Below are 21695 nucleotides of genomic sequence, written 5' to 3'. Positions count from 1 at the left end.
GTGCTTCATTAGAACCAAGGTTCTAAGGTTCCTTTTCAAGTATCTTTTTCTTACTTTGAAAGCAAGAAAATAATTTTAAATAGGAGATTTGACGCAAAAAAGGCGGCTCCCTGCCGCCTTTTTGATCCCGTGTTATTTATCCGCATCTTTCATCGAAAGATTTATTCTGCCCTGCTTGTCTATTTCCGTAAGCTTTACGCGCACCTCGTCGCCGACTGCTACAACGTCCTCTACCTTTGCAACGCGCTTGTCGGCCATCTTCGAGATGTGTACGAGGCCCTCCTTGCCGGGAGCGATCTCTACGAACGCGCCGAACGTCATAAGACGCGTTACTCTGCCCGAATACGTCTTGCCTACCTCGGGGTCGAGCACGATGGCGTTTATTATCTCCATAGCGCGCTCGCCGCTTCCGGGCTCTACCGCCGCAATGAATATCTTACCGTCGTCCTCTATATCTATCTTCGCGCCGGTGTCGGCAACTATCTTCTGTATGACCTTGCCACCGGAGCCGATAACTTCGCGTATCTTATCTACGGGGATAGTCATGGTGAACATCTTGGGCGCGTACTTTGAAAGCTCGGCTCTCGGCTCGGGTATGCACGGAAGCATTACCTCGTCGAGTATGCGGTATCTCGCGTCGCGCGTCTGATAAATGGCCTTAGTTATTATCTCGGGAGTAAGTCCGTCGTTCTTTAAGTCCATCTGAATTGCCGTAATGCCCTTCTTCGTGCCTGCCACCTTAAAATCCATATCGCCGAAGAAGTCCTCTAGACCCTGTATGTCGGTCATCGTTATCCACTTGTCGCCCTCGCTCATAAGTCCGCACGAAATTCCGGCTACGGGAGCGAGTATCGGAACGCCCGCGTCCATAAGCGCAAGCGTGGAGCCGCAGATAGCGCCCTGGGAAGTGGAGCCGTTCGACGAGACCACCTCGGACACGAGCCTTATCGCATAGGGGAACGTCTCAACATCGGGAATAACGGGCAACAGCGCCTTTTCCGCCAACGCGCCGTGGCCTATCTCGCGGCGGCCGGGGCCTCTCGAAGGGCGCGTTTCGCCTACCGAGAACGACGGGAAGTTGTAATGGTGCATATAGCGCTTGAACTCCTCGTTGTCTATGCCGTCTAGCATCTGCTGCTCGCCTACCGCGCCGAGCGTCGCAACGGTCAACACCTGCGTCTGACCGCGCGTAAAGAGGCCGGAGCCGTGAGTACGCGGGAGCAGTCCCACCTCAGCCGAGAGCGGACGTATCTCGTCGATCGCGCGTCCGTCAACGCGGCGTCCCTCGTCGAGCATCCAGCGGCGCACTATCTCCTTTTGAAGCTTGTATAAAACGTCGTCGAGCACCTCAGAAAGCGTCTCTATCTCTTCGCTTAAATTCTCTATAATATCGTCGAATACGACCTTCAGTCTTTCCTCGCGGACGTTCTTGTCGGGCGTGTCGAGCGCGTATTTCACCTTGTCCTGAGCATATGCCTTAACTTTTTCGTATATGTCGTGATCGACCTCCACCGGCGTGAACGGCATCTTCTCTTTGCCTATCTCCGAAACGATGGAATTTATGAACTCTACCGTCTTCTTGGCTTCCTCATGGCCTGCAAGTATGCCGTCTATAACAACTTGCTCTGGAACCTGATTTGCTGCCGTTTCAAGCATAACTACCTTCTCTGCCGTGCCTACTACCGTTACGAGCATATCCGACTTTGCGCGCTCTTCCTCATTGGGATTGAACACATATTCTCCGTCGATAAGACCTACGTGGATGCCCGCCACAGGGCCGCCGAACGGTATGTCGGATATAGAAAGAGCGACCGACGCGCCTATCATGCCCGCGATCTCGGGCGAATTGTCCTGGTCTACCGAAAGCACGGTGATGACTACGGAAACGTCGTTTCTCAAATCCTTCGGGAAAAGCGGACGTATGGGTCTGTCTATCGCGCGCGATGCGAGTATCGCCTTTTCGGAGGGACGTCCCTCACGCTTGATAAAGCCGCCGGGGATCTTTCCGACGGAGTAAAGACGCTCCTCAAAATCAACGCTCAAGGGGAAAAAGTCTATGCCCTCGCGCGGTTTTTGCGACATGGTCGCCGTTGCCAGAACAACGGTATCACCGAAACGTACAAGACACGAGCCGTTTGCAAGCTGTGCGATCTTGCCGGTCTCAACGACGAGCTTTCTTCCGGTCATGGTTGTTTCGAATATTCTTTCCATTTTTGCCCTCCTGTTATTTTTTTAATATGCAAGGGCAGAAAACAGAAGACAGCGGACGCGCGCGTCCGTTCTCTTCTATTCTCGACCCTCGCTTTTTGTGAGTTTAGAAAAAAACCGCGCGTAGCGCGCGGTTTTTTTCGTTCTTAAGCAGTAAAATTACTTTCTTATGCCGAGCTTCTGGATAATCGCGCGGTATCTCTCTATATCGGTCTTAACGAGATAGTTCAAAAGATTACGTCTTTTACCAACCATCTTTAAAAGGCCGCGGCGCGAGTGATTATCCTTCTTGTGGACCTTTAAATGCTCGGTAAGGTGGTTGATGCGCTCGGTAAGAATGGCGATCTGCACCTCCGGCGAGCCCGTGTCCGTCTCATGCAGACGGTTCTCGGCGATAATGCTCGTCTTTAACTCTTTTTCCATGATAGTTTCACCTCCGAAATTTAAAATAATGCCGCAGATCCGGGTAGCGGGCGGGTGAAGCACGCGATGGCGTCTTTAGTCCCGCAACTCAGAAAAAGGCAGGCTGCCTAAGTCAGCAACATTAGATATGATATCATAAGACTTTCATCTTGTAAATATATTTTTTCTCAATAATTAAAAGTTTTTTATCATACTAATCGTCAATAAGAGACGTGCCGTATGAATTGTCTATTGCACAAAGCCAATTGCCGTTTATTTTTTTGTATACATAAGTCGCTCTTCTCTCCATCGGGTATTCTGATTTTTCGCTGTTCTCGGCTTGAAGCAAAGTCTGCGACAGCACAAGCACGGTATCGCCCGCTTCTATCATGATCATTTTGCCCTGCGCAGGCACGATGCTGTTTTTAAAATAAGCGGCGATCTTAATAAAAGCGTCTTTGATCTGCGCCTTTCCCCGCGCCTCAAGGCCAGGGCGTACGACAAGCACGGCGTCGTCGGTATAAAAGCTCATAAGGTCGTCGAACCGCTCCTCGCGTATAGCCTTGTCTGCGGCCGCTATAAGCGCCCTTATTTCGCTGTTCATCGTCGTCACTCCTTCACATCTGTTTTCAGGCTTCAAAAAAGCCCCGCCGCGATAAAAACGGCGGGGATATCGTCTATATGTTTCCGTCAGTCTTTTTTAAAATAATCAAGCGCCGCATTCGTATCTTTCAATATCTGCGCTTTGAGCGCATCTAAAGACTCGAACTTTTTCTCCTCCCGTATATACTTTAAAAACTCCACGCGAACTTCTTTCCCGTAGATATCGGCGTCAAAATCAAGTATATGCGTCTCCGCGCGCACGTCGCTGCCCGAATTTACGGTGGGGCGCGTTCCTACGTTCGTTATAGACTTATACTCGTGTTCTCCAATAACGGCGCGCGTTATATACACGCCTGTCGCCGGAATTATCGTATTTTGCGAGAACTCCTGATTTATCGTCTTTATCTTCATCGCGCTGCCTATCTGCTGACCGTGTACCACGCGGCTCTTTATGAAAAACGGCCTGCCCAAAAGCTTTGCCGTCGTTTCCATATCGCCCTCTTTAATAATAGAACGTATGAGCGTGCTTGATACGGGCGTATTGTCCTTGGCAAAAAGCGGCGGAAGCTGACTTACGCCTATGCCGAAACGCGAGCAGTATTCTCTTAATTCGTCTCCGCCGCAGGCGGCCTTACGTCCAAAACGGTAATTAAAGCCGACCACCACATGAGAAACGCCCAGCTTTTCATGCAGCACCTCGCGTACAAAGTCCTCTCCTGACATGCCTCTTAATTGTTCGCTGAAGCTGTCTATATATACTGCCTGAAGCCCTGTATCGGACAACACCTCGGTTTTTATTTCAAGCGGCGTTATCTCCGACACGACAGACTTGCCGCCGAAATTCTTCGGAGAAATATCAAACGTATATACCATAGCCGCTTTGCCCTTTTGTTTTGCCTTGTCCATAGCCGTTCGTATAAGACACGCATGTCCTATGTGAACGCCGTCAAAAAATCCCAAAGCGGCGGTGCCGCCTCGGTATTCCTCGGGCAGTCTTTTTATATCTGAATTGAAAACCACCAAAGCCGATGCACTCCTTACGGTAAATCGGTTAATAGAAACCTCTTATCATTTTTAGTATGCCGTCCTCAACATGCGAGATGCATATCAGTTCGTTGTTTTGTTCATATACGGCATACGTTTCGCCCTCGCACGCCGAAAGTCTCTCGGCAGACAGTCTGACGCCGTTCTTTATAAGACGCGCGCACGCCTCGTCTGCAAAGACCGCGGGATAATCGGAAAAGATCTCCGACAGAGCGTATGCGCCCTTTAAATAATCGCCCGCTTCCACATCGTCAAGCGTTACGGACCGCTCCAACGTAAACTTTCCCGTTCTTGTGCGCTCAAGCGCGAATATAAGCGCGCCCGCGCCGATATACTCTCCTATGTCATGACAGAGAGTGCGTATGTACGTACCCTTTGAGCAGCCTATTTTAAGGATATATTCTCCTTTTTCTTCGTGCGCCGATAAAATGTCGATATATTTTATCGTTACGGCGCGCGTTTTTCGTTCAACTTCAATGCCGCGCCGGGCAAGCGTATAAAGCTTCTGTCCGCCTATCTTTATTGCCGAATACATGGGCGGCGTCTGTAAAAGCTCGCCCGTGAATTTTAAAAGCGCCGCCTCCACCTCGCTGCGCGAAGGGAGCGAAGCTCCCGTTTTTCTTACCTCGCCCGTTATGTCCTGCGTATCGGAAGTAAATCCGAATCGCACCGAAGCGATATACTCCTTATCAAAGCCCATAATAAAGTCCGACGCTTTTGTGGCTTTTCCCACGCATATGGGAAGCACTCCTGTCGCCATCGGGTCAAGCGTGCCGCAGTGGCCTATGCGCCTTGTTTTAAGAATTCCGCGCAGCTTTGCCACAACGTCGTGCGACGTAAAGCCCTCGGGCTTGTTTATATTTAAAACGTAATCTGTCATGCGTCTTTTTTTTGCATAAAGCGGCGTATCGTGGAAAGTATCGACTCTCTCGCCTCCGAAAGCCCGCCATCCACTTCACAGCCTGCCGCGCGGGGATGACCGCCGCCGCCGTGGCATTTGCATACTTCGGACACGTTCACATCGCTTGAGCGCATACTTACGCGCCAGCCGTTCTCACCGCTTTGCTTCATCGTTATTCCTACGCGCACGCCCTCTATGTTGCGCGGTATCTGAGCAAGCCCGTCCATATCCTCCGAAGTCGTGCCGCTTTTTATGAGCATCTCGTCGGTAACATGTATCACAGCTACGCTTCCGCCTTCATAAAGCTTCAGTGTAGACAAAACGAGCTTTTCAAGCTCAAGCCTTTCAAATGTTTTAAGGTCGAAAAGCTCTCTTTGTATGGCGTTGAAATCAAAATCCATAGAGATAAGCTCGGCAGCCGTCATAAGGGTATGCGGCGTCGTATTGGAAAACTTGAAGCTGCCCGTATCCGTAACTATAGCAGTATAGATGAGCTTTGCGATCTCCGTATCCAGCGATACATTAAGCGCCTTTAAAAGCCCAAATATTATTTCGGCTGTTGCCGCCGCGTCTGCGTCGACATATGTGCTGCGAGCATAATCGGAATTTGATATGTGGTGATCTATGCAAAGATCGACCTTGCCCTCATATACGGGCGCAAGCGCGCCAAGCATGGCGTTTTCCGCCACATCTACGGCTATTATAAAGCCGGGCGCAAAGCCTTCGGGCAAATCGGCGGCGCCTTGTGAAAGAAACATATATTTCTTCGGCACGGGGTCGCAGTTTTTCACATATGCCGTCTTGCCCGTCTTTCTGAGCACACGCTCGAGCGCGTATGCAGAGCCCAGCGTATCGCCGTCGGGCGCACGGTGGGTCAGTATTATAAAATTGTCGTTTGAGCGTAAAAACTCGCATACGGTATCAAAAGTTACTTTCATTCTTCGTTCTCGCCCTGCTCCTCTTCGGGTATTTCAAGCGAATTTATAAGGCTTAAAAGCTTCGAGCCGTGCTCTATCGAATCGTCAAACACGAACGAGATCTGAGGCACGTTCCTGAGTTTTACGCGCGCGCCGAGCTCGCGCCTTACGTATCCCGCCGAATTATTCAAAGCTTTCATTATTGTTTTTACATCCTCGCGTCCGAAAAGGCTTATATATGCCTTACAGAATTTGAGATCCGGCGTAACCTCGACCGAAGTTACGCTGAGAAGCTCCGGTATGCGCGGGTCGCGAAGCTCGCGCAGTATAGCGGAAAGCTCGCGCTTTACCTCTTCGTTTATGCGGTCGGTGCGATGTCTTGCCATGTTTTTCTCCTTGGCGCTCTGTCAGCGCTCTATCTCTTCCATAACGTAGGCTTCTATAACGTCGCCTTCCTTTATATCGTTGAAGCGTTCTATCGTTATGCCGCACTCGAAGCCCTCGGAGACCTCCTTTGCGTCGTCTTTAAATCGCTTTAAGGAGCCGAGCTCGCCCTCGTGTACGACTATGCCGTCGCGTATTATGCGCGACTGCGCGTTTCTTACTATTTTGCCGCTCTGAACATAACAGCCGGCTACGGTGCCCGCGCCGGTTATCTTGAACACCTGACGCACCTCGGCGGTACCGAGTACTACTTCCTTGTATTCGGGGGCAAGCATGCCCTTCATTGCGGCCTCTATCTCTTCTATCGCCGTATATATTACGCGGTAAAGACGTATGTCTACTCCCTGCGCCTCGGCCGAAGCTCTCGCACCGGCGTCGGGACGCACGTTGAAGCCGACTATTATAGCGTTCGATACGGATGCAAGCATTACGTCCGATTCGTTTATCGCGCCTACCGCGCCGTGTATGCAGCGCACGCGCACTTCGTCGTTAGATATCTTTTCAAGCGACTGTTTCACGGCCTCCACAGAGCCCTGAACGTCTGCCTTTATTATAAGATTTAAGTCCTTTACCTCGCCCTGCTTTACCTGATTGAACAAATCGTCGAGCGTGACTCTCGGCACAGACTTGAACGTCTCCTGTTTTTGCGCTTCCTTTCGCTGCTCAACAAGCTCGCGCGCCATCTTTTCGTCATTTACGCCGTAGAACTCGTCGCCGCCCGTAGGAACATCGGAAAAGCCGACTATCTCAACGGGCACGCTGGGGCCTGCGCTCTGTACCTTCCGGCCGTTCTCGTCCACCATTGCGCGCACACGGCCTACCGCAGTGCCCGCGATAACAACATCGCCCAGCTTGAGCGTACCGTTCTGAATGATGACCGTCGCAACGGGGCCGCGTCCGCGGTCGAGCTTCGCTTCTATGACGGTACCCTTTGCGTTGCGGTTCGGATTAGCTTTAAGCTCCTTCATCTCCGCAACTAAAAGCACCATCTCAAGAAGCGTATCGATACCTTCGCGCTTTTTTGCCGAAACGGGAACGCATATCGTATCTCCGCCCCATTCCTCGGGGAGAAGGTCGTATTCGGTGAGCTCCTGTTTTATTCTTTCCGGATCCGCGCCCTCTTTATCGATCTTATTTATGGCAACTATTATATTTACACCGGCAGCCTTCGCATGGTTTATGGCCTCTATCGTCTGAGGCATTATGCCGTCGTCGGCGGCAACTACGAGTATGGCTATATCGGTGACCTGTGCGCCGCGCTGACGCATGGCAGTGAACGCCTCATGTCCCGGTGTGTCAAGGAAGGTGATCTTTTGTCCGTTTATCTCAACTCTGTAAGCGCCTATGTGCTGCGTTATACCGCCCGCCTCGGTGTCCGTTACGTTAGAATGTCTTATCGCGTCGAGAAGCGAAGTCTTGCCGTGGTCAACGTGACCCATAACGACTACTACGGGGCTTCTGGGAACAAGGCTCTCCGGCGGATCCTCCGAATCGTCAAAAAGGCGCTCCTCTATCGAAACGACAACTTCCTTTTCAACTATCGCGCCCGGATCCTCCGATACAAGCGCCGCCGTATCGTAATCTATTACCTGAGATACCGACGCCATGATGCCGAGCATCATAAGCTTCTTTACTATCTCGGCGTTCGAGATTTTAAGACGCTGCGCAAGCTCGCCTACAGATATCTCTTCGGGTATAGTTACCTTAAGCGGCTGCTTTTTTGCCTCCATCGCCTTTATGCGTCTCTGCTTTTCTTCCTCGGCTGCGCGGTCGAAGCGCTGAGGCTTCTTGCCGCGACCCATCTGTCCGCCCTTCTTTATTTTCTGTTTTCCGGGGTTGAACGATTTTGCGCGCTCGGGTGCGAGATTCTCAAGGCGCTCGTCGAACTTGCCCAAATTAACGTCGGCGCCCTTTGTGTCTATATAACGCTTTTCAAAGCGCCCCGCAGGCTTTTGCTGCTGGGGAGCCTGCTCCTTTTGTTCGGGGGTCTCCTTTGAAGGCGCCTTGGGCTTTTTAGTCTCTTCGGGCGCGCTTTTTTTGTCGCCCTTGTCCTTTTTAGTCTCTTCGGGCGCGTCCTTTTTCGGCGTCTGCACAGATTCTTCCGCGCTCTTATCGCGGAAGGAGGCAAAATATGCGTCCAGACTCTCCACCTTCTTCTTCTGAGTATAATAATCGAAAATAAGGTTCAAGTCGTCTTCAGACAGCGCCGTCATATGATTTTTTACCGGCCTCCCGAAGGACTCTAAAAGAGTCATTATTTCCTTGCTTGAAACATTAAAATCCTTGCCTACCTCATGAACTCGGTATTTCTGATCTGTCATCAAGCGTCCCCCCTTTAACAGTTTTTGCGTACAATAAAATGATCTGTCGGGCTATCCCCTTGTTTTTTACTCCGATCACGGAAAGCTGCGGCTTTCCGCAGGCGCCGCCCAACGTATCCATGTCGTAATGCTCTATCACTTCTATATTTTTTGTCTTTGCAACATTGTAAACAAGCTTTTTTGTATTTGCCGATGCGTCGCAGGATAAAAGAATGAGGTGCACCTTTCCCGCGCGCGCGGCGCGCTCCGTCATATCGCTGCCCAACGTATATGCGCCCGCTTTCATGCCGATCGATATAAATCCAATCAGTTTATCGCTCATGGCAGGTCTCCTTTTTATTCCTGCGAAAGCTCGCGCTGCAAGCGCTCGTATACCTCTTCGGGTATTGCGGCTTCGAGCTTATGCTCAAAGCGGCGCGCCTTTTTTGCTTTTGCAAAACATTCGGCGTTCTTACATATATAGGCGCCGCGTCCGTTCTGTTTGCCGGTGAGGTCCAAAAACAGCTCGCCGTCCTTATTCTTAACGACGCGGATAAGCTCGCGCTTCGGCTTCATTTCGCCGCAGCCGAGACACATGCGAAGCGGGATTTTTTTCGTCTTCATATATTTTTCCTTCAAAGCTTAAAAGTTAAGCTCATCTTTATACTTTTCTCTTATAGCGCTCAAAGGTTTTATATCTATCTTCCATCCGGTAAGCTTAGCCGCAAGGCGGGCGTTCTGTCCCTCCTTGCCTATTGCAAGGCTCAGCTGGTCGTCCGGTACTATTACCTGACAGCTTTTCGCTTCGGCGTCCACGCCTACGGAGAGCACCTTCGCCGGAGCAAGCGCGCTTGCAATATACTCGTCTGTATTGTCGGAATACTTTATTATATCTATTTTTTCGCCGCCCAGTTCGTCAACTATATTCGCCACTCTCGTTCCCTTCGGTCCCACGCAGGTGCCTATCGGGTCCACGTTTTCATCGTGCGAAAGCACGGCTATCTTAGTGCGGCTGCCCGCCTCGCGCGAAACGCTCTTTATCTCCACGGTACCGTCGTATATCTCGGGCACCTCAAGCTCGAAAAGATGCTTTACAAGGCCGGGATGCGTGCGCGAAACTGCAACGACGGGGCCCTTTGCTGCGCGCTTAACTTCTATCACATATACCTTTATGCGCTGATTTTCCCGCAATACCTCTCCCGGTATCTGCTCCGACTTTAAAAGAAGCGTTTCCGTCTTTTTAAGCTCTATGGTGGCGTTGCCGTTTTTCGGATCTATCTTATTTACTACGGCGGTAAGCACCTGATGCTCGTTGTTCGCGAACTGGTCGTACACCATGCTTCTCTCCGCCTCGCGTATGCCCTGAATTATTACCTGCTTTGCCGCGCCGGTGGCGATGCGGCCGAAATTCTTCGGTTTTATCTCTATCTGCACCGTGTCGCCCACGCCGTATTTTTTGGCGATGAGCTGCGCATCCTCCACGCTTATCTGTGTGGACGGGTTTTCCACTTCCTCCACTACCTCCTTAGAGGCGTACATTTTGACTTCCTTTTTCTCATCGTCCAAAACTATTACTACGTTATCCGAGCCGAAGTCTCTTTTAAATGCGCTCGTAAGCGCGGCATGTACCTTTTCAAGCATATAAGATTTTTTTATGCCTTTTTCTTTTTCAAGCATGTCTAAGGCGTCAAAAAACTCGCTGTTCATGATTTTCCCCCGTGATCTTTTACTTAGAATATTATGTCAAGCTTTATCTGGGCCGCCTTTGAAACGTCAAAGCTTATCTCCTCGTCGCCTGCACGGACCGTGACCGTGCCGTCGTCATACGAAAGGAGCGTGCCCGTAAACGCCTTTCGGCCGTTTATCGGGGAATAAAGCTTTACGCTTACGTCGTGTCCGATATATTTCATAAAATGCCCGGGACGCGAAAGCACACGCTCTATACCGGGAGAGGATATTTCAAGGAAATACGCCTGTTCTATCGGGTCCTCGCGGTCAAGTATCTCTTCAAGCGCACGGCTCACGGCCTCACAGTCGTCCGTAGATATGCCTCGCTCGTTTGAATCGATATATACGCGCAAAAACCAATCCGCGCCTTCCTTTTTAAACTCCGCATCCCACACATAAAGCCCCAAAGACTCTGCAATAGGCGAAGCCCACGCTTCAACTGTTTTTGCTATATTTTTTTTACCTTGATCTTTCTTCAAGCTGCACCGTCCGAAAATTTCTGTTACAAAAACAAAGAGCGGGAACGACCCACTCTTTGACTACTACTATCTTTATTGGCATTTTAACACACAAAAAACCAAATTGCAAGCCTTTTTAGCGTCTTTTTATGCATAAAACGAATATTTTTACCGTCTAACTCTCCATATGCCTCGAAATAAAGCCCGCAGCCGCGCAGATCACCTTGTGATCCGTATCGTCGGGCGTTTCCTTGTCGTCCGACGCGATCATAAGGACTGCGCCTATCACGTCGCCCATGGTGCATATGGGCGCGGCTGCGGCGACGCAGTATTTATCCGACGCGTCGCATACCGGCAGTCTCTCATCCGTGCGCTCCCGCCTGTACGTTCTGTTCTGGCTCATAAACTCCTCAAGCGCGCCGGAGACGCGGCGGTCTATAATATCCCGCTTCGCCGGACCCGCCGCCGCCACGATGTTGTCGCGGTCGCACACGGCGCATGCGCAGTTAAGAAACCTTGCAAGCGTTTCGGCGTATTCAAGCGCATACGGCGCAAGCTCGCCTATCGGCGAGTATTTTTTAAATATTACTTCGCCGTCCTTTTCGGTGAATATTTCAAGCGGATCGCCCTCGCGTATGCGAAGCGTGCGCCTTATCTCCTTTGGTATAACGATGCGGCCTAAGTCGTCTATCCGTCTTACGATACCCGTTGCCTTCATATTTTCCTCCAATAATACATTTTAAAACCGACGTTTCAAGTGTAGTATCTGTAAGTTTTCTCGAATTATGCAGGATCTTGATTTGACGGGCGACAAAAAACATGTTCGTCCGCATACTCCAAAATCATAAAAAGAGCCGCTTACCGGCGCGGATAAACGGCTCTCCGTTATAATTTTTGACTCTCGATGCGGCTTTGTCAGTCGGTCAGGGCGGCTTCGGAATGTTCATAAAGCGGCAGAAACGCGCCGTCCAGAACGAACACCTTCGCCTCGCGCACGTCCGACGCGCTTTTTACGGTCTTTGTCACGGCGCCGTTTTGCGGCAGCGTCACGAGCGCCGCATCCGTCATGCGGCCGCTTTCGTCATATAGGGCTACGCAGGCCTTGGCCGCGGCGCTTCCGTTATAGAAATCAACGGTCAGGGTCACGCAGCTTCCGGCGTCTGTTTTTTCAAGCTTTATATTTCCTACGGGCGTATCCCTTATCTCGTCCGCCGCAAAGTGAACGCGGGCGTTCAAAAGATTCGCGTCTGCGCTCGGGCTAAGATCCTCCGTAAGCGCCTCCCACGCCTCGGCGTCTCCCAAAAAATAAACGTCCGTCAGGCTGTCGCACCACATGAACGCGGCATACCCGAACTGCGAAACGCTTGCCGGAACGGTTATCGTCTTAAGGCTTGTGCATCTTCCGAACCAGCCGCCTATCTTCGTTATCCCGTCGGGTATCACTATGCTCTCAAGCGCGCTCATGTTCTCAAAGGCCGAATAGCCTATCTCATTTACGCTGTCCGGGATCAGAACGGCAGTAATCTCGCCGCACTCCGAAAAGCAGCTCTCGCCTATCTCCGTTACCCCCTTAGGTATCGCGACCTCGCCCTTTCTTTTAACGGGACAGCGCACTATCTTTTTCATGTCCTTGCTGTAAACGATGCCGTCGGCGACAGAAAACGTCTCGTTTGCCTCGTCTATCTCAAAGCGTTCTATATTCGTATTATCGATCGACGGCTCCTGTGTGAGCGTCGCGGGCAGTCTGAGGGTCGTTATTGTCTCGGGGCAATATATAACAGCCGTTTTGTCCTTATTGTATATCACGTTGTCGAGCGAGGAAAACTTCGTGTTCCCCTCATCAACTGCGATGCTTTTAAGACTCGGCATATTCTCAAAAGGCGAATTGTAGAACGTTTTAAGTCCTTTTCCTATCTTTATGCTCTCAAGGGCGGTGCAGTCCTTGAACGCCCGGCCGTATATGGTCTCCACACTGTCGGGTATGGTTAGGCTGGTAAGGTGATCGTTGCCCTCAAACGCATAAAAATGAATGGACTTAACCGTTGCGGGAATACTTACGCTCTCCTTTCCCGCCGGGCACAGATAGAGCGAGGTTTTTCCCTTGTCGTATACAACGCCGTCCACAGAGGCGAAGTCTCTGTTCATGGGATTTATGCTTATCTCTTTCAGATTGGGGCAGCCCCGAAACGGGCGAAAGCCGGCGCTTGCCTCATCCGCTATATCGTAGTCAAGCGACGCGGGGAGCGAGACCGACGTAAGGCCCGTGTAATAATCTTCTCCCTCCGGCTCCATAAATATAACTCCTATGCTCTTTACGCCCTGCTTTATTACTACCGATCTTATATCCTTATGGTATGCGTCCCACGGCCATGTGCCCGGATCCATATAACCGCGCACATCGCCCGAGCCGCTTATTGTCAGCACGCCGTCATAAGACAGCGACCATGAAACGTCCGTCGTCCACTCTCCGGTTTCGTAATCCCAGCTGCAAAAGCCGCTGTCGATCAAGTCCGCGGCAGATGCCGACGCCGTGATCGCCGCACTCAGCGCGGCAATAAAACAGACGGCGCCCAATAATTTTATCAGCTTTTTCATCGCAGTCACGTCCCTTTTCTTTGCCTTTTTAATTGTTCGGCCAAAGACGACCTATCAAGAAAATTATACCGTTTAGCGCCAGAGAAGTCAACGCGGCGAGGGAGTTTTGACCGCCGTGTGAGAAACGCGGATCGCTGAATGAAACGGATCATAAGGGATTTTGATTTGGCCAGATATGTGGTGTTGAAAATGCGAAAAAAGCGCGGTATAATATATTTATAATTTCTACTATTGTAGATTTGTGTTATGTGGTTTTTTTAATACGCCCGTAAACAACGTTCCCAAAAGCGTTTGCCGCACTTATGCAGCAGACGCTTTTTACACTTTTTGTTAAAAATGCTTGACATCAATAACATAACACAATAAAATTTAAATTAAGATAAGCCGGATTTACCGTTAATTGTATACGTAAGTATTATCAAAGGAGGATCTATAATTATGACGTTAAACGAGTTTACCCGCAAATATCCGCAAAGCAAAACACTGCGCTTTGCCCTTATCCCCATTGCTGAGACCCAAAAATACATCGAAGCCCGCCATGTGCTCGACGAAGACGAAGCCCTGGCCGAAAGCTATAAAAAAATGAAAAAGACCATCGACGAGTACCATAAAAGCTTTATAGACGAATGTCTCTCAAACGTTACGCTGAGCAATCTCGAATCCTTTTATCGGCTTTACACGTCGTCTGCCGACGAGCGCAAAGAAGAAAAATGGAAAATATCGTTTGACGCAGTCAAAATTGCCTTGAGAAAGGAAATCGCTGCGTCGTTCACCGACAATAAAAAATATAAGCAACTCAACAAAAAAGAGCTTATACAAAAAGAGCTTGAAGGGTGGATAGAAAAAAACGCCCCGGATCTGTATTTTGACGAAAGCTTCAAGAGCTTTACGACGTATTTTACGGGCTTTAACACGAACCGCATGAATATGTACACTGCCGAAAAAAAATCCACCGCCGTGGCGTTCAGGCTGATAAACGAGAATTTGCCCATCTTTATAAATAATATGCGCGTATATGAGATTATCCGGCCTCACCTTTCGTCAGAGCTTGAAACGCTTAAAGGTGAATTGGGAGAATATTTGAACAGGCGCGCACTTAACGACTTATTCACTCTCGAAAACTATAACAACGTTCTCACGCAGGGCGGCATAGACGAATACAATCTCATCATCGGCGGCAAAAAAACGGACAAATCGCTGTTTAAGGGAATAAACGTATATATAAACCTCTATAATCAGAAAAATCCGAAGGACAAGCTACCGCTCATGACGATGCTTCGAAAGCAGATACTGTCGGACCGGGAAAGCGTATCGTTCCTCCCGGAGGCCTTCGACGACGCGGACGCGCTTCTGGACGCGGTCAACGGCTTCTGCCGGGAGCTTACCGCAGAGAAGGACGGTAAAAGCGTGCTTGCGGAATTGAAAGACGTTTTATCCGCGCTCCGGGACGGCGGTCTTGACGATTTATACGTAAAAAGCGACGCGATAACCGCCATCTCCGTCGCTATATTCGGCGATTACAGCGTAATCCCGCGCGCCGTTTACGGGGAAGATCGGTCGGATGACGGCGAGAGCCGGGGAAAAAGGAAAGATCCCTCGTATATTCTCCTTGCGGAAGTCGAAAAAGCCGTTGACGCATACGTGCGCAAGCTTGACTCGGACGTGTACGGCGTACGGGCGAACGGGGATAAGCTCGTCAGCCGATATTTCGCGGCGGGCGCAGACGACAGGACAACCGCGTTCGTCGAGGCGTATAAGAACGCGGACGCGCTTTTGAACGCTCCGCGCGAGGACGGCTGTAAGCTCGGGCAGAAAGACCGAGAGCTTTTAAAGGCGTTGCTTGACGCGCTTTTAAAGCTATATCACTTCATAAAGCCGCTCTATGTGCCGTCCGATGCGGAATATAAGAAAAACGATGCGTTCTACGGCGCGTTCGACCCGCTGTACGGGCATCTTGAGCCCGTCACGAGACTTTACGACAAGGTGCGCAACTTCGCGACGAAAAAGCCGTACAGCACCGAAAAGATAAAGCTCAATTTTTCAAGCAGCACCCTTCTCAACGGTTGGGACACGAGTAAGGAAAAGGCTAATCTCGGCCTGCTCTTTATAAAAGACGGCAAATACTATCTCGGCATAATGGACAAGAAGCATAATAAGAGCTTTGAGAACGTAAAAGGGTCTGACGGTTCGGACGTATATAAAAAAGTGCAGTACAAACTGCTGCCCAACCCACACATGAGCCTCCCGAAAAATCTCATCCCTACAAAAAACCCTAAAAAACACGGCGCGTCGGATGAAATAATAAGTATCAAAGAAAATAAAAGCTTCACAAAAGGTGAGCATTTTTCAATATCCGACTGCCACAAGCTTATTGATTTTTATAAATCAGCAATATCAAAATATGAAGGTTGGGACGTATTCGACTTCTCGTTCTCAGATACGGACACGTACGCCGACATAAGCGCGTTCTACCGTGAAGTAAGCGAACAGGGGTACAAGATAACGTATAAAAACATAGACGCAAAATATATTGACTCTCTCGTAAAAGAAGGCGAGCTCTATCTCTTTGAGATATACAACAAGGACTTTTCGCCTTACAGCAAGGGGCGTCCCTCGCTCCACACGATGTACTGGCGCGCGCTGTTCGACGAAAAAAATCTTGCCGACGTCGTATATAAGCTAAACGGCGAGGCCGAGGTGTTCTACCGCAAAAAGTCAATTCCAAAGAACGTCACGCACCCAAAGGGACAGCCGATAGAGAAGAAGAACCCGAACGCGAAGGAAAAAGGCGAAACGTCGCTCTTTGATTACGACATAATCAAAGACAGACGCTATACGGTCGACAAGTTCCTGTTCCACGTGCCGATAACGATGAATTTCAAGGCGAACGGACGAAGCGACATAAACGACGAAGTATGCACGTACCTGAAAAACAATCCGGGCGTAAATATAATCGGCATAGACCGCGGCGAACGCAATCTGCTCTATATTTCAATGATAGACAGAAGCGGCCGCGTCGTTAAGGATGAAAAAGGCAGGCCAATTCAGTATTCCCTCAATACGATAACGGGAAAATACACGGACCGAAGCGGAAAAGAAATCCCGTTTGAAACGCCGTATCATAAAATACTCGACGAGCGCGAGGAAAAGAGAAAGGCTGCGCGCGAGAACTGGGGAGCCATAGAAAGCATCAAAGAGCTGAAGGCCGGATACATGAGTCAGGCCGTCTCGCATATCGCGCGCTTTATGGTGAAGTACAACGCCATAGTCGTTATGGAAGACTTAAACAGCGGCTTTAAGAATACGCGAAAAAAAGTTGAAAAGCAGGTATATCAGAATTTCGAAAAGGCGCTTATCGAAAAGCTCAACTATCTCGTCTTAAAGGACTGCGGCGAGAACGAGCCGGGCGGACTTTACAACGCGCTCCAGCTCACGAGCAGATTCGAGTCGTTCGAAAAGCTTAAGAAGCAGTGCGGCTTTATCTTCTACGTTCCGGCGTGGAACACGAGCAAAATAGACCCCGTGACGGGCTTTACCGATCTTTTGAAGCCCAAATATGAAAATATCGCAAAGGCAAAGGCGTTTTTCTCGAAATTCAAGAGCATATCGTATAACGCAGACGGCGATTGGTTCGAGTTCTCCTTTGATTACAACGACTTTACGGACAAGGCCCGCGGTTCCCGCACCGAATGGACCGTATGCACACACGGCGACACACGATACAGATACGACCGCAGCCTTAATAACAGCAAAGGCGGCGTAGAGACGCGAAACGTAACGAAGCACTTAAAGGCGCTCTTTGACGGGAATGATATCGACTGGAAGCGCGGCGATATTAAAGAAGAGATACTTAACCAAAACGGTGCCCGCTTCTTCGCCGAGCTCATTTCCGACTTAAGGCTCGTGTTTGCTTTAAGATACAGCTCGGCAAGCGTCGGACGCGACTTTATCCTCTCGCCCGTGGCCGACGAGAACGGCGTTTTCTTCTCAAGCGAAGCGGGCGCGGACGGACTGCCCGCCGACGCGGACGCGAACGGCGCGTTCAACATAGCGAGAAAGGGGCTTTGGGTGCTTGAACAGATAGACCGCGCCGAAGGCTACGGCGACTGGACGACAAAGATATCGAACGCCGAATGGCTGAGATACGTGCAAACGAGGTTTAAGTAAGATGGAAGAGCCGATACAGATTGCCTGGATAAATGATTTTATATTCTGCCCCGCCTCAATATACTTTCATAATCTTTACGGCAGCCGTGATGCGCTTGCTTTCAAAGAGCAGGCGCAGATAAACGGCACTCACGCTCATAAGACCATAGACGAAGCAAAGTATTCGACACGCGCCGCCGTAGTGAGCGGGCAGTCTGTTTACTGCGAAAAATACGGCCTGCTCGGCAAGATCGATGTCTTTGACGAAAAACACGGCGTTTTAACTGAGCGAAAAAAGAAGATTTCCGTTATTTACGACGGCTACGTTTTCCAGATGTACGCTCAATGCTTTGCGCTGCGCGAAATGGGATATACGGTAAATTCGCTCAATCTTTACAGTCTGGATGACAATAAGCGCTATCCTTTAAAGCTTCCGGAAAACGATAAAGATATGCTCGTAAAGTTTGAAGCGGCGATAACCGGTCTGCGAACGTTCGATTTATCGAATTATAAGCAAACAAACGAAAGCAAATGCAGGGCTTGCATATACGAGCCTCTCTGCGACAGGTCGTTATTGGATTGAAGGAGCAAAAAAATGATTTCAGCCGGTGATTTTTCAAAAAAGCAAGTTCTGTTTGTCTTTTTCAGCCGCGGAGAAAAGCTTTCGTTCTCCAACGATAATCTCGTCGTGAAAACAGCCGAGGGAAAGATAAAATTTCAATGCACCTGTTACCGAATATTCGCCGTTTTTGCAATCGGAAGCGGAAGCATCACAAGCGGGCTTATACAGAGAGCAAAAAAATTCGGTTTTTCCATCATACTGCTCACCCACAGTATGAAGCCCTATCAGGTTATAGGCTCCCGTCTTGAAGGCAATACCCTGCTGCGCAGAGCGCAGTATATGTATGATTCACTGGATATCGCCGGACATCTGATTAAAAACAAGATTGCAAATCAAAGGCTGGCCATTTCAAAAATAAGAACAAAAAGCGAAAAGCAGACGGAAGCGATAGCGCTTTTAAAAGAATACGAAGACAATATATCAAACGCCGATACTCTGCATACGATACTCGGGCTCGAAGGAAGCGCGTCGCGGATTTATTTCCCTGCCATATTCAACAACACGCTTTGGCAGAGGCGTGCTCCCCGCACCAAATGCGATATGATAAACGCACTTCTGGATATCGGATATACGATACTGTTTTCTTATATCGACGCGCTTCTTGGCTGCTACGGTTTTGATACATACTGCGGAGTGCTGCACAGGGAGTTTTATATGAGAAAGTCCCTCGTATGTGATATCGTAGAACCGTTCAGGCCCCTTATAGACAGCGAGCTGAGAAAAGCAATTAACCTGAAGAGATGCAAAGAGGACGATTTTATTGTTAAGCAGGGGCAATATTTGCTCAAATGGGAGAAGAACGCCGAATACACTGCATGGCTTGCCAAACCCATTATTGAAAACAGGGAGGAGATATATTTATATATTCAAAGTTATTACCGGGCATTCATGCGGCATAAGGACATACAGGATTATCCTGTCTTTTATTTTGGAGGGCAAAAACCGTGATTATTATAAGCTACGATATATCAGACAACAAAAAGCGGACCAAATTTGCAAAGTATTTATCCAAATTCGGTTACCGTCTGCAATACTCTGTGTTCCAAATCGAAAACAGCGAGCGCATATTGAATAATATTATGAGCGACATCGACAACAAGTTTTTAAAGACCTTTGATCAAACGGACAGCGTATATATAATAAAACTAAATCCGAATTGTGAAATAGTAAGATACGGCTATGCAAGGAACGAAGAAAGTGATATGATAATAGTAACGTAAGGATTATTTGCAAACCTCGGTCTTCATGGCGGGATTTAATATGTATATAAGGAGTTATCTAATAAAAACAGCCAAATTTTTATGTATGTTAAACAAAACCGGATTGCTTAATATGTGCGATCCGACTACGCAGGAGTTGGATAACTCCTTTGAATTTCTACTATTGTAGATCGATACAAAGGGCAATGTACGGTATACGGTTGGATAACTCCTTTGAATTTCTACTATTGTAGATGATACCAATTATCTGTATTCACTTCATTGTTGGATAACTCCTTTGAATTTCTACTATTGTAGATCTAGCGCATTTGCTAGGATGTTTGCTAGGTTGGATAACTCCTTTGAATTTCTACTATTGTAGATTCCTCCTCCTTCGTCTGTATATGTGATTGTTGGATAACTCCTTTGAATTTCTACTATTGTAGATCCATTGCCGACAATTACGCAATAACGGTTGGATAACTCCTTTGAATTTCTACTATTGTAGATTTTCAAGTATTCTTACCATGCGGGACGGTTGGATAACTCCTTTGAATTTCTACTCATTTATCAAAAAGCGCCTGATGCTTCCGCACCAGGCGTTTTTTTATCTTTCACGTCCTACATATCATTGCGCCACGTTATTATCTTCTTCTCCAGTATCGTGATGATCCCCACGACTATCATCGCAACTATGGACAAAAGCAGTATCGGCGCAAATACGCCGGCGCCGTCGAGCTGCGTCATCATGCGGCGGCTGAAGTAGCCAAGTCCGCTCTGCGCGCCCAGCCACTCGCCTATGGCCGCGCCTATTATCGAGATAGGTATCGCCATCTTTATCGACGAAAAGAAATACGGCAGCACGCACGGGAACTTGAGCTTCCAGAATATCTGCTTCTGTGTCGCGCCGAGCGTGAGCATAAGCTCCACGCGCTCCGTCTTTACCGACTGAAAGCCGTCAAAAAGCGTTATCGCCACGGGAAAGAAAGTCATAAGTATCGTAACGAGCACCTTGCTCCATATAGAATAGCCGAACCACAAAACGAACAGCGGCGCAAGCGCTGTCGTAGGTATCGTCTGCGACGCTATGATTAAAGGATAGAGCGCCTTTTTCGCTATGGGGCTTCTGTCCATGAGCACCGAAAGCAATACGCCCAGCACTATCGAGATAAGAAGACCCACGCCCACTACCTCCATCGTGGCCGGAAGATGCGCCCCGAAAAGCGGCCCGCGAAGCTCCCACAGCCTAACGACCACCTGCACGGGAGAGGGCAGTATATACGCCGCGTTTATGCCCATTGCCGCGAACTGCCACGCCATGATTATCGCAAGAAGGAGTATCACCGCAGGGATATTTGCATAAGCTCTGTTCTTCATACCGTATCCCTCCGAAGCATCTCTATAAGGCTGTCCTTAAGCTGTGCCGCCTCCTTGTTCTCCAGCGATCTTCTCGTTCGCGGATAATCGAGCGGCACCTTTATCGACGTAAGATGCGTTATCGGCGCTTGTTTTACCGCAAGTATGCGGCTTGAAAGGAACACTGCCTCCTCTACGTCGTGCGTGATGAACAGCACCGTCTTTTTCTCTCGCTCCCACTGCGACAGAAGCCACTCTCGCATCGTTATGCGCGTGATGTAGTCGAGCGCGGAGAACGGTTCGTCAAGCAAAAGAAGGTCGGAACCCGTGAGCACGGTGCGCGCGAACGCCGCGCGCTGGCGCATACCGCCCGAAAGCTCCGACGGCATTTTTTCCTCCGTGCCAAAAAGCCCCACGGTCTTAAGCGCCTCGCTTACGCGCGCGGCCATCTCTTCCTTCGTGTATCCGCCGCGTATCTCAAGCGGCAGCCTCACGTTGCCCGAAACGGTGCGCCACGGGAAAAGAAGGTCGCTCTGCGGCATGTATCCGCAGTAATTCTTTCGCCCCGCGATGCTCTCGCCGCCAACGAATATCTCTCCGCGGTCGGGCGAAAGAAGCTGATTTACAAGGCGGAATATCGTGCTTTTGCCGCAGCCGGACGGGCCTACCACAGACACGAACTCGCCTCTGTCAACGTGGAACGAAAGCCCGTCGATTATCGTATAGTCGTCGGCGTCATATTTGAATGAAACGTCACGAAATTCAAGCATCG

Annotated in this window: 20 protein-coding genes and 1 CRISPR repeat array; of the genes, 4 read left to right on the top strand and 16 right to left on the bottom strand. The window is 49.5% G+C overall.

Going from position 1 to position 21695, the window contains the following annotated elements; translation table 11 throughout:
- Nucleotides 1-132 precede the first annotated feature (132 nt).
- From IJG50_04555 to IJG50_04490, 14 genes are all read right to left on the bottom strand, one after another.
- Nucleotides 133-2211 carry a polyribonucleotide nucleotidyltransferase gene (locus tag IJG50_04555; protein ID MBQ3379122.1) on the bottom strand — a complete coding sequence of 693 codons (2079 nt, stop codon included), beginning with the start codon at nucleotides 2209-2211 and terminating at the stop codon, nucleotides 133-135.
- Nucleotides 2212-2367: 156 nt separating this feature from the next.
- The gene (gene rpsO, locus IJG50_04550; GenBank protein MBQ3379121.1) at nucleotides 2368-2631 is read right to left on the bottom strand and encodes a 30S ribosomal protein S15; all 264 of its coding nucleotides are present in this window, start codon (nucleotides 2629-2631) and stop codon (nucleotides 2368-2370) included.
- A gap of 193 nt (nucleotides 2632-2824) precedes the next feature.
- The gene (locus IJG50_04545) at nucleotides 2825-3214 is read right to left on the bottom strand and encodes an SgcJ/EcaC family oxidoreductase (protein MBQ3379120.1); all 390 of its coding nucleotides are present in this window, start codon (nucleotides 3212-3214) and stop codon (nucleotides 2825-2827) included.
- An 86-nt stretch (nucleotides 3215-3300) separates the two neighbouring features.
- Entirely contained in the window at nucleotides 3301-4236 is a 936-nt protein-coding gene (locus tag IJG50_04540) for a bifunctional riboflavin kinase/FAD synthetase (GenBank protein MBQ3379119.1), read from the bottom strand.
- Between the two features lie 28 nt (nucleotides 4237-4264).
- The gene (gene truB / locus IJG50_04535) at nucleotides 4265-5137 is read right to left on the bottom strand and encodes a tRNA pseudouridine(55) synthase TruB (protein MBQ3379118.1); all 873 of its coding nucleotides are present in this window, start codon (nucleotides 5135-5137) and stop codon (nucleotides 4265-4267) included.
- Nucleotides 5134-6096, bottom strand: a complete 963-nt coding sequence (locus IJG50_04530; GenBank protein MBQ3379117.1) for a bifunctional oligoribonuclease/PAP phosphatase NrnA — start codon at nucleotides 6094-6096, stop codon at nucleotides 5134-5136. The genes truB and IJG50_04530 overlap by 4 nt, the downstream gene beginning before the upstream one ends.
- Nucleotides 6093-6461, bottom strand: coding sequence for a 30S ribosome-binding factor RbfA (gene rbfA, locus IJG50_04525; GenBank protein ID MBQ3379116.1), 369 nt, complete (start codon nucleotides 6459-6461; stop codon nucleotides 6093-6095). Before rbfA ends, IJG50_04530 begins: the two co-directional genes overlap by 4 nt.
- 21 nt (nucleotides 6462-6482) lie before the next feature.
- Nucleotides 6483-8840 carry a translation initiation factor IF-2 gene (infB, locus tag IJG50_04520; GenBank protein MBQ3379115.1) on the bottom strand — a complete coding sequence of 786 codons (2358 nt, stop codon included), beginning with the start codon at nucleotides 8838-8840 and terminating at the stop codon, nucleotides 6483-6485.
- A complete protein-coding gene (locus IJG50_04515) occupies nucleotides 8812-9162 on the bottom strand; it encodes a ribosomal L7Ae/L30e/S12e/Gadd45 family protein (protein ID MBQ3379114.1) in 351 nt (116 codons plus the stop codon). The genes infB and IJG50_04515 overlap by 29 nt, the downstream gene beginning before the upstream one ends.
- 14 nt (nucleotides 9163-9176) lie before the next feature.
- Nucleotides 9177-9443: a YlxR family protein gene (locus IJG50_04510; protein MBQ3379113.1), complete on the bottom strand. Its 267-nt coding sequence runs from the start codon at nucleotides 9441-9443 to the stop codon at nucleotides 9177-9179.
- Nucleotides 9444-9461: 18 nt separating this feature from the next.
- Nucleotides 9462-10526: a transcription termination/antitermination protein NusA gene (gene nusA / locus IJG50_04505; protein ID MBQ3379112.1), complete on the bottom strand. Its 1065-nt coding sequence runs from the start codon at nucleotides 10524-10526 to the stop codon at nucleotides 9462-9464.
- 23 nt (nucleotides 10527-10549) lie between these two features.
- Nucleotides 10550-10999 (bottom strand): ribosome maturation factor RimP, encoded by a 450-nt coding sequence (locus tag IJG50_04500; protein MBQ3379111.1) that lies wholly within the window; start codon nucleotides 10997-10999, stop codon nucleotides 10550-10552.
- Between the two features lie 181 nt (nucleotides 11000-11180).
- Complete coding sequence (locus tag IJG50_04495) at nucleotides 11181-11723, bottom strand: AbrB/MazE/SpoVT family DNA-binding domain-containing protein (GenBank protein MBQ3379110.1); 543 nt, start codon at nucleotides 11721-11723, stop codon at nucleotides 11181-11183.
- Between the two features lie 197 nt (nucleotides 11724-11920).
- On the bottom strand, nucleotides 11921-13600 hold the full coding sequence (locus tag IJG50_04490; protein ID MBQ3379109.1) for a leucine-rich repeat domain-containing protein: 1680 nt from the start codon (nucleotides 13598-13600) through the stop codon (nucleotides 11921-11923).
- Nucleotides 13601-14038: 438 nt separating this feature from the next.
- Here IJG50_04490 and cas12a point away from each other — a divergent pair, with 438 nt between their 5' ends.
- Genes cas12a through cas2 form a run of 4 tightly spaced genes read left to right on the top strand, consistent with a single transcriptional unit; the run spans nucleotide 14039 to nucleotide 19588 of the window.
- The gene (gene cas12a / locus IJG50_04485; GenBank protein MBQ3379108.1) at nucleotides 14039-17767 is read left to right on the top strand and encodes a type V CRISPR-associated protein Cas12a/Cpf1; all 3729 of its coding nucleotides are present in this window, start codon (nucleotides 14039-14041) and stop codon (nucleotides 17765-17767) included.
- Between the two features lies 1 nt (nucleotide 17768).
- Nucleotides 17769-18329 carry a type V CRISPR-associated protein Cas4 gene (gene cas4, locus IJG50_04480; GenBank protein ID MBQ3379107.1) on the top strand — a complete coding sequence of 187 codons (561 nt, stop codon included), beginning with the start codon at nucleotides 17769-17771 and terminating at the stop codon, nucleotides 18327-18329.
- 12 nt (nucleotides 18330-18341) lie between these two features.
- Entirely contained in the window at nucleotides 18342-19316 is a 975-nt protein-coding gene (gene cas1, locus IJG50_04475) for a type V CRISPR-associated endonuclease Cas1 (GenBank protein ID MBQ3379106.1), read from the top strand.
- Nucleotides 19313-19588 (top strand): CRISPR-associated endonuclease Cas2, encoded by a 276-nt coding sequence (cas2, locus tag IJG50_04470; protein MBQ3379105.1) that lies wholly within the window; start codon nucleotides 19313-19315, stop codon nucleotides 19586-19588. The genes cas1 and cas2 overlap by 4 nt, the downstream gene beginning before the upstream one ends.
- A gap of 135 nt (nucleotides 19589-19723) precedes the next feature.
- Nucleotides 19724-20140: direct repeats of the CRISPR family, unit length 36 nt; unit sequence GTTGGATAACTCCTTTGAATTTCTACTATTGTAGAT.
- Nucleotides 20141-20188: 48 nt separating this feature from the next.
- On the opposite strand, the gene IJG50_04465 is transcribed toward cas2, so the two are convergent.
- Both IJG50_04465 and IJG50_04460 read right to left on the bottom strand, forming a co-directional pair.
- The gene (locus tag IJG50_04465) at nucleotides 20189-20944 is read right to left on the bottom strand and encodes an ABC transporter permease (protein ID MBQ3379104.1); all 756 of its coding nucleotides are present in this window, start codon (nucleotides 20942-20944) and stop codon (nucleotides 20189-20191) included.
- On the bottom strand, nucleotides 20941-21693 hold the full coding sequence (locus IJG50_04460; protein MBQ3379103.1) for an ABC transporter ATP-binding protein: 753 nt from the start codon (nucleotides 21691-21693) through the stop codon (nucleotides 20941-20943). The genes IJG50_04465 and IJG50_04460 overlap by 4 nt, the downstream gene beginning before the upstream one ends.
- Between the last annotated feature and the right edge of the window lie 2 nt (nucleotides 21694-21695).

Source organism: Clostridia bacterium (genome assembly GCA_017405765.1).
Taxonomy (GTDB): domain Bacteria; phylum Bacillota; class Clostridia; order Oscillospirales; family RGIG577; genus RGIG577.
Note: the sequence above shows the minus strand (reverse complement) of the source record. Positions and strands in the feature narration are given on the sequence as shown.

What these genes read in the sequence shown, in the direction of transcription:
- IJG50_04555 (MBQ3379122.1), bottom strand. Translation starts at nt 2,211, where the DNA reads ATGGAAAGAATATTCGAAACAACCATGACCGGAAGAAAGCTCGTCGTT.
- rpsO (MBQ3379121.1), bottom strand. Translation starts at nt 2,631, where the DNA reads ATGGAAAAAGAGTTAAAGACGAGCATTATCGCCGAGAACCGTCTGCAT.
- IJG50_04545 (MBQ3379120.1), bottom strand. Translation starts at nt 3,214, where the DNA reads ATGAACAGCGAAATAAGGGCGCTTATAGCGGCCGCAGACAAGGCTATA.
- truB (MBQ3379118.1), bottom strand. Translation starts at nt 5,137, where the DNA reads ATGACAGATTACGTTTTAAATATAAACAAGCCCGAGGGCTTTACGTCG.
- IJG50_04530 (MBQ3379117.1), bottom strand. Translation starts at nt 6,096, where the DNA reads ATGAAAGTAACTTTTGATACCGTATGCGAGTTTTTACGCTCAAACGAC.
- rbfA (MBQ3379116.1), bottom strand. Translation starts at nt 6,461, where the DNA reads ATGGCAAGACATCGCACCGACCGCATAAACGAAGAGGTAAAGCGCGAG.
- infB (MBQ3379115.1), bottom strand. Translation starts at nt 8,840, where the DNA reads ATGACAGATCAGAAATACCGAGTTCATGAGGTAGGCAAGGATTTTAAT.
- IJG50_04515 (MBQ3379114.1), bottom strand. Translation starts at nt 9,162, where the DNA reads ATGAGCGATAAACTGATTGGATTTATATCGATCGGCATGAAAGCGGGC.
- IJG50_04510 (MBQ3379113.1), bottom strand. Translation starts at nt 9,443, where the DNA reads ATGAAGACGAAAAAAATCCCGCTTCGCATGTGTCTCGGCTGCGGCGAA.
- nusA (MBQ3379112.1), bottom strand. Translation starts at nt 10,526, where the DNA reads ATGAACAGCGAGTTTTTTGACGCCTTAGACATGCTTGAAAAAGAAAAA.
- IJG50_04495 (MBQ3379110.1), bottom strand. Translation starts at nt 11,723, where the DNA reads ATGAAGGCAACGGGTATCGTAAGACGGATAGACGACTTAGGCCGCATC.
- IJG50_04490 (MBQ3379109.1), bottom strand. Translation starts at nt 13,600, where the DNA reads ATGAAAAAGCTGATAAAATTATTGGGCGCCGTCTGTTTTATTGCCGCG.
- cas12a (MBQ3379108.1), top strand. Translation starts at nt 14,039, where the DNA reads ATGACGTTAAACGAGTTTACCCGCAAATATCCGCAAAGCAAAACACTG.
- cas4 (MBQ3379107.1), top strand. Translation starts at nt 17,769, where the DNA reads ATGGAAGAGCCGATACAGATTGCCTGGATAAATGATTTTATATTCTGC.
- cas1 (MBQ3379106.1), top strand. Translation starts at nt 18,342, where the DNA reads ATGATTTCAGCCGGTGATTTTTCAAAAAAGCAAGTTCTGTTTGTCTTT.
- IJG50_04465 (MBQ3379104.1), bottom strand. Translation starts at nt 20,944, where the DNA reads ATGAAGAACAGAGCTTATGCAAATATCCCTGCGGTGATACTCCTTCTT.
- IJG50_04460 (MBQ3379103.1), bottom strand. Translation starts at nt 21,693, where the DNA reads ATGCTTGAATTTCGTGACGTTTCATTCAAATATGACGCCGACGACTAT.